Genomic DNA, 11873 nt, shown 5'->3' with positions numbered 1-11873 from the left:
CATGGCCAACTTGGTGGCGCGGGGTGGAGCAGCCCGGTAGCTCGTCAGGCTCATAACCTGAAGGTCACAGGTTCAAATCCTGTCCCCGCAACCAAACTTCCCCCTTTCCAAAACCAGCCTCTCATTCACCAATCCACACAACAAAAACCCCGCCATAAGCGGGGTTGTTTGAGACTATTGCGAGGGCCGTATCACGCGGTGATATCAACCACACCGCAGTCCCCTGGTTCTGTTCCAAAAACCAGACGATGGCCTGTCGTATCCCAATTCATCGACGAAATGGCGCCTTTGCCGGGACGACGGAGCAGCACTTCCTTCTGATCACCGAAACGGCCGACAAGGATCATGCCATCTGAATAACCAATGGCCACGATCTCTTCGACCGGATGGCAAGCGACGGATGTCACCAAGCTATCGCCGCGTGTGCCGAGTTCCAGCGGAGCCTTGCCCATCGGTCCGTCTTTTCCGGAAAATGGCCAGATAATCGCGGCCGGTGCGCCGGACGTCGCGAGCCACTTGCTCTTTCCGCTCCAGGACCAGCTCTTCACCTTGTTCGGATAGCCGGTCATGCGCATGTGGCGATTGTCCTCAAGTCGCCAGCCATGCAATGCGTTTTCCTGCATGGAAGTGACGAGGAAGCGATTATCCGGTGAAAATACCACCGAGACGTGCGCGCCTTTCCACTCGAGTTCCGTCGGCGCGCTGTTGGTCGCCGGCCAGTGCAGGGTCACGCCATTGTATCGGGCAACTGCAAGCCGCAATCCTTTGGGTGCAAAGGCGATACCCTCGACGCTGCGCTCATGCGGAAACTCTCGCAGTGATCCATCAGGCGAACGCACCCAGGCGGACCGCCCGGACGCAAAGGCAATCGCGCCATTGGGGGCAGCAGCCAGGGCAGTCATCCATTTGCGCGGCAGGATGTTGAGCTCCTGCGCTTCTCCATTCAATCCGGTCGCACAAATTCGGCCATCTTCTCCGCCTGTAAGGAGAGATTTACCATCGAAGGACGGAACAGCACAAAGCAGGCCATCATGGGCCGGCGTTGTCTTGTGGCCGTTATCGAGGCGATGAATGGTGCCATCCGCCAATGCGAAGAAAGGAATATCCCGGATAAAGCGCGCATCAATGCAATGGCCGGCAAGATCAAGCGGGGCAATCGTGGGCATCAGGCAAGGCAGCTTTCGAGATCAGATTTCAGTGCAGCGTGATCCAGTTCACGGCCAATGAACACAAGTCGGCTCTCGTGCTTTTCACCGTCTTTCCAGGCGCGTTGATGGTCACCCTCGATGATCATATGAACGCCTTGGATAACATAGCGCTCGTGGTCGTTCTTGAAAGCAAGAATGCCTTTCAGGCGCAGGATATTCGGGCCCTGTTCCTGCGTGATCTTCTGGATCCAGGGAAAGAACTTGTCCGGGTTGAGCTCACCTGTCCGCAGCGAAACAGACTGTACCGTTACGTCATGGATTGGCGAGGCGTGATCATGATGATGGTGTTCATGCCCATGGTGGTGGTGACCATGATGGCCATGATCGTGGTCGTGATCGCAATCCGGGCCGCAGGAATGATCCGGATCATCGTGATCAAGGAAATGCGGATCGCTTTCCAGCGCACGCTTGAGGTCGAAGGCGCCGCGATCGAGAACGCGCGACAGGTCGATGCCGGCGCGCTCGGTGCGGTGAATGACGGCGTGCGGATTGATGGCGCGCACGGTCGCTTCGACGGCCGCCAATTCCTCAGGCGAGACGAGGTCGGTCTTGTTCAACAGAACAACATCGGCAAACGCGATCTGGTCCTCGGCTTCGCGGCTATCCTTAAGGCGCAGCGGCAAATGCTTGGCATCAACCAGCGCAACGACGGCGTCCAATGCCGTCTTGTTACGGACGTCATCATCCATGAAGAAGGTCTGTGCTACCGGAACGGGATCGGCAAGACCGGTGGTCTCGACGATGATGGCATCGAAACGGCCGGGGCGGCGCATCAGGCCTTCCACAACGCGGATCAAATCGCCGCGCACGGTGCAGCAAATGCAGCCATTGTTCATCTCATAGATTTCTTCATCGGACTCGACGATCAGGTCGTTGTCGATGCCGATTTCGCCGAACTCATTGACAATGACGGCATAGCGCTTGCCATGATCCTCGCTGAGGATACGGTTCAGCAGGGTGGTTTTTCCGGAACCGAGATAGCCAGTTAACACCGTCACAGGGATCTGGGGTGTTCGTGCAGTCTCTGCCGCGGCAGGAGAAGTCGTCGGAGCTTCACTCATCGTGCGCCTCTTGGAATGGATTGACCCACGATATAGGTGATAAGATTACGTATTGCCACACCTTTGGTGTTCAAATGCGTGAACGGCTGCTTCAATCTGATTGAGGATTTACTTGAAGACGGAGCTATCGAACCCGTCGACATCCTCAAGAAGTTCGATAATGCCCGTCAAACTGTGTGCAATGATCTTTTCACCGGCCTTTGCGGTGGCGCGAGATGCGTTGCCGGCGACACCCTCTTCATTGAGGTCGGTCATTTTCCAGCCGAAGGCATGCGGGCCATAGGCGCGCAGGTGCTTATAGGCTTCTGCGTAGTGACGCTGATTGGAATTGAAGTTTCCGGCTTTGCCCATATCGACGAGTTCGGGATGCAGTGCCAGCATAACGGATGTTTCGATAAACCCACCATGAATATCCAAAGCCTTCTCTTCCGGTGAAATCAAACCATCCGGCAAACCAAATCGCGTCCAGCTTGTAGTCACGGCAAGCATATTGAAACGAACGCGCAATTCAGTTGCAACGATTGTCATCAAAGGCGCATTACCGCCATGGGCATTCAGGATAACAAGTTTCGCCAATCCGCGCTGTGCCAGACCTTCGCCAATGCCGATCCAGCGCTGAACTGCCTCATCGAAGGCAAGTGTTTTTGTGCCCGCAACATCCATGTGCTCAACAGAGTAACCAACAGGCTCAACGGGCAAGAATTCTATGGAAAGGCCGTCTGGAAGTGCTGCCGCTACCTTGAGCCGTTCGACCAGTCCTGCAACAATCAGTGTATCGGTCTCGAAGGGTAGATGCGGCCCGTGCTGCTCATGCGCTCCAAGCGGCAGAAGGGCAATCGTTCTGGTTGATGCTTTTGGCATGGACGGCTCATCTGTCTTGGTCAATTGCGCTATAATAGCTGCGCGGGTGCAGCGGCGATACGTGCATCAAGTTACTTTTTAGAGGCATATTCCTGCTTCGGCAGCAATTCGTCGGCAAATTTCATCAGAATGTCATATAAGCATTGTAACGCGGATTTATCGGGCAGAAAGGGCGTGCGGTCAGGCACCAGTCAAGCCTTTGGCCGAGCAGTCTGTGAGCGCCATGAAAACGATTCTGCGTACATAACGTTTGTCTGTTAATTTCTATCCACCAAACAGAGCTAGCCGTCTTATCATCACCCGGACAACGCTTCAAAGCGAGCAGGAGTTTGAATGGTCAAGGATCGTAAGCCCCTAATTCTTCATCGTCTACAGTCAACCGCGCGTCTCACGAGAACTGCGCTGGCGATGCGATTGCTGGGCCATGGCTTCTATGCAGGGCAGGACGCCGTGATGCTGCAATTGGCGCATGAGGACGGTCTTTCCCCGAGCATTCTTGCCAAACGTCTTGGTGTTCGTCCTCCGACGATTACGAAGACCATCTCGCGTTTGCAAACACAGGGGTTCGTCAAAAAGGAAGGGTCGGTAACCGACCAGCGCCAGGCACATATATTCTTGACCGATACGGGCAACGAAGCCATCAAGGCCATCGAAAAATCCATTCGGAAAACCGAAAAGGATGCGATGAAGGGCTTCGACAAGAAGGAGCGCAAGGCATTTGTAAAGATGCTGTCACGCCTCGAGATCAATCTTTCCGCTGCGGAGCAATTGCGCCAGACGAGTCCGGAAGAAGACCACGATGACGACGACGGTGATGACGAGTAATCACACGTAAAAAGATTTATGCAATTTGCGGTTACAAAACATCTGCGCTTGATATCATGCGGACGAATCCCGTCTGCCTGATTGGTTATCTTTTTGTCTTCGAATCCCTCTCCCTCCCAGGAAGCTGCGCCCTTGCCGGCGATCCTCTATCTGTTCGCGAGCGGATTTCTGTTTTCCTGTCTCGACTCCAGTGCGAAATATCTCGTCCTGTCAGGGATTCCGACCGCCTTTATTTCCTGGATGCGGTTCGTCGAACATACGCTCCTGGTGCTGATTTTCTTCCGGCCATGGTCTAATCCCAGCATCTTCAAAGTCCGCAGTATCCCCCTGCAATTCATTCGCGGACTTTGCCTGTTTGGTTCGACTTTTTTCAATTTCTACGCATTGCAGACGATGCAACTGGCCGAGACGATCACGATCACTTTCGCCGCGCCCATGGTGATCGCAGCACTCGCAGGTCCTCTCCTTGGTGAGTGGGCCGGATGGCGACGCTGGGCCGCCATTGTCGTCGCATTTATAGGAGTACTGATTATCGCCCGTCCCGGATTTGGTACGCTCAATCCGGGCTTACCCTATTCGATCACCGCCATGCTCAGTTACTCGTTCTACGTGCTTCTGACGCGCCGGATGGCGGCTACCGAATCACCTGAGAGCCTGATCTTTTATTCGGCGCTGGCTCCAGCCATCCTGATGTCGCCAGCCATGATGCAGGCGGTCATTCCGGAAACGCCGCTTCAAATATCGCTATTGCTCGTGCTGGGATTTTTTGGCGGTCTTGGTCATTATCTGATCATTCTCGCATACCGAAGGGCGACAACTGCGGCACTGGCGCCATATCCGTTCCTGCAGATAATCTGGATGCTTGCCTTCGGGTACTTCATCTTTCACCAGTTCCCTGATGTATACACGCTTTGCGGTGCGGCCATCGTTATTGGCAGCGGGCTTTACGTCGTGCATCGAGAACGCCAGCTGCGAGCGAGGCGCTGAGATTTCAAGCGCGTCATTGGCACGATGCTCCAGCTCATGACGTTTGACAGAAGCTTGCAACGAAAGAACTTTGATTTATTCGGCGGCAGTGGCATAACGCCGGGTAAAGATTACGTAGTTTGTTGAACGATATTGCGGGAGGCGGTTTTTGGCGCAAAAGATCAAACTATCGACAATTGCCGACGCGCTGAAAGTGTCCACAGCAACGGTGTCCCTGGCACTGCGTGACAGTCCTCTGGTGGCAGACCAGACGCGTGAGAAGATCAAGGAGCATGCCCGGGCCATCGGTTATATCTATAACCGGCGTGCCGCGAGCCTGCGCACCTCGCGATCGGGCATTGTCGGTGTCGTCGTCCACGACATTATGAACCCGTTCTTTGCCGAGATTTTGCGTGCAATCGAGGGTGAGCTTGATCGTTCTGGCCAGACATTTATCCTTTCCAACCATTATGATCAACTGGACAAACAGCGGACATTCATCGACACCGTGCTGCAGCTGGGTGGCGATGGTGTGATTATGTCGCCGGCCATCGGCACGCCCGCCGAAGACATCCGCATGGCCGAAGACAATGGTTTGCCGGTCGTCCTCATTGCTCGCAGCGTCAAGGATGCAAATGTGCCGGTTTTCCGGGGAGACGACGCCTATGGTATCGGCCTTGCCACCAATCATCTGATCTCGTTGGGCCATACCCGCATTGCCATGGTAGGTGGTACGGATCAAACCTCCACCGGTCGCGACCGTTACGAGGGCTACCTTCAGGCGATGCAGAAGGCGGGTCTTGAAGTGAAGCCGGAGTGGCGCATTCCCGGTCCCCGAACCAAGCAGGCCGGATTTGACGCCGCACCACAGTTTCTCGCCTTGAAGGACCATCCCACCGCTGCGGTCTGCTGGAATGACCTTGCGGCAATAGGGATGATGAATGGTATTGCACGCGCCGGTTTGGTTGCCGGCGTCGATATTTCCGTTACCGGTTATGATGACCTCGAAGAGGCAGCGATTGCGACCCCCGCTCTGACAACCGTGTGGAATGGCCAGCGGGAAGTCGGCCAGCGCGCCGCACGGGCTCTACTCGATCAGTTGAACGGTGCCGATACCCATGCTCGACAAGAACTAATCAAGCCGGAATTGCGAATTCGCCAATCGACCTCAAAACCTAAGGAGCGCTGAGTGTCCAGGACGCTCATTCGTGATTGAGGCCGCGTGTTTCATCCTTCATTAACGCTGCGCCAATACGCTCTGTGGATGTAAATCGCGTGGAGTGCATCATGAAATCGGCTAACACGGCCTGGTTTGGCCTCGTGAGTGCAGCTGCAATTGTTGCCATGTTTCTGGACTTTGCAACTTTCACGTCGAGTGAGGAGGTTGCCGACATCGATGCCGGGACGACTGCCTCGATTTCGACCAAAGACGATAGTCTCGACGTGCCCACCTTTGTCATCAGCGGCCCGGGTGGTTCAGCAAAGTGCCGCGCGTTCCCTGCCGAAAGCGGCATGCCGGGGCATGACGCACTCACGGTCGAGAGCGACTGTGCAGGCCTCTATCCCCCATTGGCAAACGCCAAGACGTGGCACAACAACGAGGATGGAACCATCGATCTTGCCGATAATTCAGGCCGCACGATCGTGGAATTCAGTCCCGGTGACGGGCTTGCCTATATCAGCGTCGAGCCGCGTTCGGTGATTCTCTCGATGTCCACGGAAGGCGTCAGCGCGTTCTAGTTATTCCGCCGCCTGCAACCGCTCGCGGCTCGCCTTGTGAGCACGCGCGGCGTCGCCGAATGCGGCAAAGATCTTGCGCGACGGACTGTCATTCTTCACCCAGTATTCCGGATGCCATTGGACGCCAACGGCAAAACTGCGGGCGTTCTTCACCGAAACTGCTTCGATCGTGCCGTCCTCCGCCACGGCTTCGATTTCCAGCAGCGGGGCTGGCATATCGATCGCTTGCCGGTGAACGGAATTGACCTGAATGGAATCGCTTTGCATGACCTGGGCAAGGCAGGAGCCTGGCTTGATCTTGACAGGATGTCGGAGAGCAAACCGTTCGGCCTGCTGGTCCGACTGAGGAGCGCGATGGTCCATGCGTCCATCGAGTTCCTGAATCTCCGTCGCCAGTGTCCCGCCCAGTGCAACGTTCAGCTCCTGGATGCCGCGGCAGATCGCCAGCAGCGGCACGCCGCGCTCAATGGCGCGACGGATGAGCGGCAGCGACGTCGCATCCCGTGCTGGATCGAAGGGCTCGTGCGCTTCGCTCGGCGCAACGCCATAGAACGAGGGATGCACATTGGACTTGGAGCCGGTGATCAAAACGCCATCGACACCGTCGAGAATGGCGTCGATATCCAGTCCATCGCCAAATGATGGAACGATCAAGGGGATAACGCCGGCAGCGTCGTAAGCGGCCATCAGATACTGGTCGGGCGCGGCGTGCCATGTGTAGTTTTCGAATGTGCGTACGTCAGATGTTATGGCGACGAGGGGTTGCCGCATTGCGTTACTCCAGACTGGGATTCTTCCCTAAATGTAGTGCATCTCGCCGGCGTTTCCAATGGCGGTTCGAGTGCCGTGATATTGGATGGGATTGCCCGTCGGATCGATGAATTCCAAGCAATTTTAAACGACTGTTGTCCTGCCTTATTTGCCGTTCCATGCGCTGGACTTGAATAGATGAGTGTGTATGGTGATCGCCGAGATCGGGAGAGCAGGACAGTATTGTCTGGTGATCTAGGCCGAGGCGTTTGGGTTCAATGTTTTTGGAGGAGAGTTTATGGATCGTCGTTCGTTCATCACGAAGGCAGGATTTGCCGGTGTGGGGGCTGCTGCAGCAACCACTTTGGCAGCGCCAGCCATCGCGCAAACAATGCCGAAGATCACATGGCGTTGCGCATCGTCATTTCCGAAGTCGCTCGATACGATTTATGGCGGCGCCGAAGTTCTATCGAAACACCTGAAGGAAGCGACGGACGGCAATTTCACCATTCAGCCATTTGCGGCAGGCGAAATCGTTCCTGGTCTCCAGGCCGCGGATGCGACGGCGGCTGGTACGGTCGAACTCTGCCATACCGTCACATATTATTACTGGGGCAAGGACCCCACGTGGGCTTTGGGCGCTGCCGTTCCCTTCGCGTTGAATGCGCGCGGCATGAACGCCTGGCAGTACCATAAGGGCGGTATCGATCTCCTCAACGAATTCTTCAACAAGCAGGGTTTGCAGTCCTTTCCTGGCGGCAATACCGGCGTGCAGATGGGTGGCTGGTTCCGCAAGGAAATCAAGACCGTCGAGGACCTCAAGGGCGTGAAGATGCGTGTCGGAGGGTTTGCCGGCAAGGTTCTGGAGAAGCTTGGCGTCGTCCCCCAGCAGATCGCTGGCGGTGACATCTATCCGTCGCTCGAAAAGGGCACGATCGACGCGGCGGAGTGGGTCGGACCTTATGACGACGAGAAACTCGGCTTCCAGAAGGTTGCGCCGTTCTACTACTATCCGGGCTGGTGGGAAGGTGGTCCGACGGTCAGCTTCATGGTCAACAAGGAGAAGTGGGACTCGCTGCCGCCGGCGTATCAGTCGTTGTTCCGTACCGCTGCACAGGCAACCGACGCGGATATGTTGCAGAAATATGATTCCTTGAATCCGGCGGCGATCAAGCGCCTGGTTGCGGGCGGTGCTCAACTGCGGCCGTTCAGCCCTGAAATCATGAATGCCTGCTTCGAAGCTGCAAATGGCGTCTATGCGGAAATGGAAGCCAACAACCCGGCATTCAAGAAGATCTGGGAATCAATCAAGGCGTTCCGCAACGAGCATTTCCTCTATGCACAGGTTGCCGAATACTCGTTCGACACTTTCATGATGATCCAGCAGCGGAACGGAAAACTGTAGGGTCTTCGCCGCAGGGCACAAAAAAACCCCGGTTCCGCAAGGGCCGGGGTTTTATGTTGCCGCTTCGACTTACATTTTCGGCGGCTGGCTCAAGTCGGGCGCCGGCGGTTGTGCCGGAGCAGGCGGATTGGGCTGCTGCCCGCCCATTGATGGCGGCGCGCTCAAATCGTTGCTTGGTCCACCAAGGCCTCCGCCCAATCCACCGCCGAGACCGTTGTCCTGACCAAAGCCGGGAATTTCGATCTTCATGGTTGCGGGATCCACGGCCGGGCCACTGCCCTTGTAGTGCATGACCATCTGCGGGAATGCGATCGTCAATGCCACCATGAGTATCTGGATGCCGACGAATGGCACGGCGCCCCAATAGATCTGGCCCGTTGTTATAGGCTGGATCTTCTTGCCGGATATCTTGTCGAAATAAGGCACCTTGGCCGCAACGGAACGCAGATAGAACAATGCGAATCCGAATGGCGGATGCATGAAGCTCGTCTGCATGTTGATGCCAAGAAGGACGCCGAACCAGATCAGATCGATTCCAAGCTTGTCTGCAGCCGGGGCGAGCAGCGGCACGATGATGAACGCTAGTTCGAAGAAGTCGAGGAAGAACGCGAGGAAGAACACCAGAAGGTTAACGACGATCAGGAATCCGACTTCACCACCCGGAAGTGATACGAGGAGATGTTCAACCCAGACGTGGCCGTTTACGCCGTAAAACGTCAGTGAGAAGACGCGGGCGCCCAGCAGGATGAACATTACAAAGGATGATAGGCGCGTCGTGGATGCCAGGGCCTGACTGATGACACCGAAACTGAGACGCCCTTTTGATGCGGCCATGATCAATGCCCCAACCGCGCCCATGGCGCCACCTTCGGTCGGCGTTGCGATGCCGAGGAAGATAGTGCCGAGGACGAGGAAGATCAGGGCAAGGGGCGGTATGAGAACGATGATCACCTGTTGGGCGAGACGAGACATCAACTTCAGGCCCAAAGACCGGTCGGCAATAGCAAACGCGTAGATGACGATGATACCGATGGTTGCGCCCCAGATATCCGCGTCTGGACCGGCCGATTCGGCGAGTAGCAGATGAGCGCCATAAGCGATCGCGCCGCAGATCAACAACGCGACGATCAACGAGGTAACGCCTGACCCCAGAGTACGGGCCTCAACCGGAAGTGCAGGCATCGAGTCCCGTTTCCAAAACGTCATGATCAAAATGTAGACCATGTAGAGCCCGGTGAGCACGAGCCCAGGAATGATTGCTCCGTGATACATATCGCCCACAGAACGGCCCAGCTGATCGGCGAGAACGATCAACACCAATGAAGGAGGAATAATCTGCGCCAGGGTTCCGGAAGCAGCAATAACGCCTGAAGCGACCCGCCGGTCATAGCCGTAGCGCATCATAATCGGCAGTGAAATCAACCCCATGGCGATAACCGATGCAGCGACCACGCCGGTTGTTGCCGCAAGCAGCGCGCCAACGAAAATGACGGCATAGGCCAGACCACCCCGGATGGGCCCGAATAGCTGGCCGATCGTATCAAGCAGGTCTTCGGCCATACCCGATCGCTCAAGGATGATGCCCATAAAAGTGAAGAAGGGAATGGCAAGCAATGTTTCATTGGCCATTTGGCCCCAGAAACGTTCCGGGAGGGCGTAGAGCAGCGGCCAGGACAGGGTGATGCTACCATTGGAATAGGGGGCCAATTCAACGCCGACAAAAAAGAACAGCAGGCCATTGGCTGCCAGTGCAAAAGCCACCGGATAGCCGATCAACATGAAAATGATCAGCGAAGCGAACATGATAGGCGCCATATTCTGCGCGATGAACTCAATCATTGCGCGCCTCCGCCATGGCTACTTCCTGATCCGCGAGTTCTTCGAGCGACATGGGTGGATTGGGATCGGGCATATCCCCGCGTATCACCGCGATCTTCTTGATGATCTCGGAAACGCCCTGAATGCCGAGAAGGAGAAAGCCGATGAGCAGAATGAGCTTGGCGGGCCACAGGATGAGACCGCCGGCGCTCGAGGATACTTCGCCACTGTTGTAGGAAAGCCTGACATAGGGAATGAAATAGAAGATCATCAGAATGACGAAGGGCATCAGAAAGAAAATGTGCCCCAAGAGATCAATCCAATGTTGCACGCGGCGGGAGAATGCCCCGTAGACGATGTCGATGCGAATGTGTTCGTTCTGCTGCAAGGTATAGGCGGCAGCGAGCATGAAAGCCCCGCCGAAAAGATACCATTGCAGCTCCAGCCAGGAGTTCGACGACATATTGAAGGCCTTGCGGATGATCGCGTTTCCGGCGCTGACGACAACCGCCAGGAAGATCAACCAGGCGACATAACGGCCGATGAATTCGTTGATACGATCGATCGTTCTCGACAGAGCAAGCAGAGCCGACATTAAATACCTCCCCATAGGTTCTGACAGCCTGAGTGTTGTGGGCTCCCGCTTTTGACCCCGCGGCGTCAGCCTCTTCAGCCTTGCCTCATAAGAACATGTTCCTGCACAGGTACCAGCCCTGTCGCAAACCATCAACAGGATTGATACCCTGCATAATTGCCCATTCACCGCTTGTGCCGAGTCGATCCGGCGAAACGCCGGATCGGAACATGCGCTGCATCTTCTTGCCGCTTCTGGCGCCATTTCGATCATATCAATAGGTCCAGACCCTAGCCCCGCAACAGAGCATGGGTGGTTGTCACGGCTGCGTGAGCAGTCTAACAGTGACGAAACAATCAGGCATGATACTGGTCGGTATTCGATTCAATGACAGGTGACTCTTCTCTTTCCGTTACAGGGAAAACCATCGCGGTAACCGGTGGTTCATCCGGGCTGGGCCTGCGAATGGTCCAGGTCCTTGCGGCAAACGGCGCCAATGTCGTCTCGATCTCCCTGACAGCTGCATCCGAAAACGAGGGTCAATCAAACATCATGAATATCATTGCCGACGTTACAGTGCCGGCCGATATCGAACGGGCTTTCGATGAGGCCGAGCGCCGTCTTGGAACGGTAACGGTGGTATTCAACAATGCCGGCGTGGCGAC

General features: G+C 55.8%; 12 protein-coding genes and 1 tRNA gene. 7 read left to right on the top strand and 6 right to left on the bottom strand.

Annotated features, from left to right (window positions below):
• Positions 1-17: 17 nt before the first annotated feature.
• A tRNA-Met gene (locus tag AAAC48_RS11320) sits at positions 18-94 on the top strand.
• 97 nt (positions 95-191) lie between these two features.
• On the opposite strand, the gene AAAC48_RS11315 is transcribed toward AAAC48_RS11320, so the two are convergent.
• The 3 genes from AAAC48_RS11315 to AAAC48_RS11305 form a co-directional block, all read right to left on the bottom strand.
• On the bottom strand, positions 192-1166 hold the full coding sequence (locus tag AAAC48_RS11315) for a WD40 repeat domain-containing protein (protein WP_340654269.1): 975 nt from the start codon (positions 1164-1166) through the stop codon (positions 192-194).
• Complete coding sequence (locus AAAC48_RS11310) at positions 1166-2269, bottom strand: GTP-binding protein (RefSeq protein WP_340654268.1); 1104 nt, start codon at positions 2267-2269, stop codon at positions 1166-1168. Before AAAC48_RS11310 ends, AAAC48_RS11315 begins: the two co-directional genes overlap by 1 nt.
• Positions 2270-2377: 108 nt before the next feature.
• Positions 2378-3130, bottom strand: coding sequence for a creatininase family protein (locus AAAC48_RS11305; protein ID WP_340654267.1), 753 nt, complete (start codon positions 3128-3130; stop codon positions 2378-2380).
• A 333-nt stretch (positions 3131-3463) separates the two neighbouring features.
• On the opposite strand from AAAC48_RS11305, the gene AAAC48_RS11300 reads away from it, so the two are divergent.
• The 4 genes from AAAC48_RS11300 (at position 3464) to AAAC48_RS11285 (ending at position 6661) form a co-directional block, all read left to right on the top strand.
• On the top strand, positions 3464-3955 hold the full coding sequence (locus AAAC48_RS11300; protein ID WP_340654266.1) for a MarR family transcriptional regulator: 492 nt from the start codon (positions 3464-3466) through the stop codon (positions 3953-3955).
• A gap of 132 nt (positions 3956-4087) precedes the next feature.
• Positions 4088-4942 carry a DMT family transporter gene (locus tag AAAC48_RS11295; RefSeq protein ID WP_340654265.1) on the top strand — a complete coding sequence of 285 codons (855 nt, stop codon included), beginning with the start codon at positions 4088-4090 and terminating at the stop codon, positions 4940-4942.
• 148 nt (positions 4943-5090) lie between these two features.
• Positions 5091-6110: a LacI family DNA-binding transcriptional regulator gene (locus AAAC48_RS11290; RefSeq protein ID WP_340654264.1), complete on the top strand. Its 1020-nt coding sequence runs from the start codon at positions 5091-5093 to the stop codon at positions 6108-6110.
• Between the two features lie 98 nt (positions 6111-6208).
• On the top strand, positions 6209-6661 hold the full coding sequence (locus AAAC48_RS11285; RefSeq protein ID WP_340654263.1) for a hypothetical protein: 453 nt from the start codon (positions 6209-6211) through the stop codon (positions 6659-6661).
• On the opposite strand, the gene AAAC48_RS11280 is transcribed toward AAAC48_RS11285, so the two are convergent.
• Positions 6662-7432 (bottom strand): gamma-glutamyl-gamma-aminobutyrate hydrolase family protein, encoded by a 771-nt coding sequence (locus AAAC48_RS11280; protein ID WP_340654262.1) that lies wholly within the window; start codon positions 7430-7432, stop codon positions 6662-6664.
• Positions 7433-7709: 277 nt separating this feature from the next.
• On the opposite strand from AAAC48_RS11280, the gene AAAC48_RS11275 reads away from it, so the two are divergent.
• Positions 7710-8816, top strand: coding sequence for a TRAP transporter substrate-binding protein (locus AAAC48_RS11275; protein WP_340654261.1), 1107 nt, complete (start codon positions 7710-7712; stop codon positions 8814-8816).
• A 69-nt stretch (positions 8817-8885) separates the two neighbouring features.
• Here the strand turns inward: AAAC48_RS11275 and AAAC48_RS11270 are convergent, their stop codons facing one another.
• Together AAAC48_RS11270 and AAAC48_RS11265 are read right to left on the bottom strand one after the other, a co-directional pair.
• A complete protein-coding gene (locus AAAC48_RS11270; RefSeq protein ID WP_340654260.1) occupies positions 8886-10655 on the bottom strand; it encodes a TRAP transporter large permease subunit in 1770 nt (589 codons plus the stop codon).
• On the bottom strand, positions 10648-11229 hold the full coding sequence (locus AAAC48_RS11265; RefSeq protein ID WP_340654259.1) for a TRAP transporter small permease subunit: 582 nt from the start codon (positions 11227-11229) through the stop codon (positions 10648-10650). The genes AAAC48_RS11270 and AAAC48_RS11265 overlap by 8 nt, the downstream gene beginning before the upstream one ends.
• A gap of 366 nt (positions 11230-11595) precedes the next feature.
• Between AAAC48_RS11265 and AAAC48_RS11260 the strand changes: the two genes are divergently transcribed.
• Positions 11596-11873 (top strand): SDR family NAD(P)-dependent oxidoreductase (locus AAAC48_RS11260; protein ID WP_340654258.1); only part of this gene is annotated, 278 nt, incomplete at its 3' end.

The organism is Phyllobacterium sp., assembly GCF_037994405.1.
In the GTDB taxonomy this organism is placed as follows: domain Bacteria; phylum Pseudomonadota; class Alphaproteobacteria; order Rhizobiales; family Rhizobiaceae; genus Phyllobacterium.
The sequence above is the reverse complement of the archived record's forward strand: the minus strand, read 5'-3'. Positions and strand labels throughout refer to the sequence as shown.

What these genes read in the sequence shown, in the direction of transcription:
- AAAC48_RS11315 (WP_340654269.1), bottom strand. Translation starts at nt 1,166, where the DNA reads ATGCCCACGATTGCCCCGCTTGATCTTGCCGGCCATTGCATTGATGCG.
- AAAC48_RS11310 (WP_340654268.1), bottom strand. Translation starts at nt 2,269, where the DNA reads ATGAGTGAAGCTCCGACGACTTCTCCTGCCGCGGCAGAGACTGCACGA.
- AAAC48_RS11305 (WP_340654267.1), bottom strand. Translation starts at nt 3,130, where the DNA reads ATGCCAAAAGCATCAACCAGAACGATTGCCCTTCTGCCGCTTGGAGCG.
- AAAC48_RS11300 (WP_340654266.1), top strand. Translation starts at nt 3,464, where the DNA reads ATGGTCAAGGATCGTAAGCCCCTAATTCTTCATCGTCTACAGTCAACC.
- AAAC48_RS11285 (WP_340654263.1), top strand. Translation starts at nt 6,209, where the DNA reads ATGAAATCGGCTAACACGGCCTGGTTTGGCCTCGTGAGTGCAGCTGCA.
- AAAC48_RS11280 (WP_340654262.1), bottom strand. Translation starts at nt 7,432, where the DNA reads ATGCGGCAACCCCTCGTCGCCATAACATCTGACGTACGCACATTCGAA.
- AAAC48_RS11275 (WP_340654261.1), top strand. Translation starts at nt 7,710, where the DNA reads ATGGATCGTCGTTCGTTCATCACGAAGGCAGGATTTGCCGGTGTGGGG.
- AAAC48_RS11270 (WP_340654260.1), bottom strand. Translation starts at nt 10,655, where the DNA reads ATGATTGAGTTCATCGCGCAGAATATGGCGCCTATCATGTTCGCTTCG.
- AAAC48_RS11265 (WP_340654259.1), bottom strand. Translation starts at nt 11,229, where the DNA reads ATGTCGGCTCTGCTTGCTCTGTCGAGAACGATCGATCGTATCAACGAA.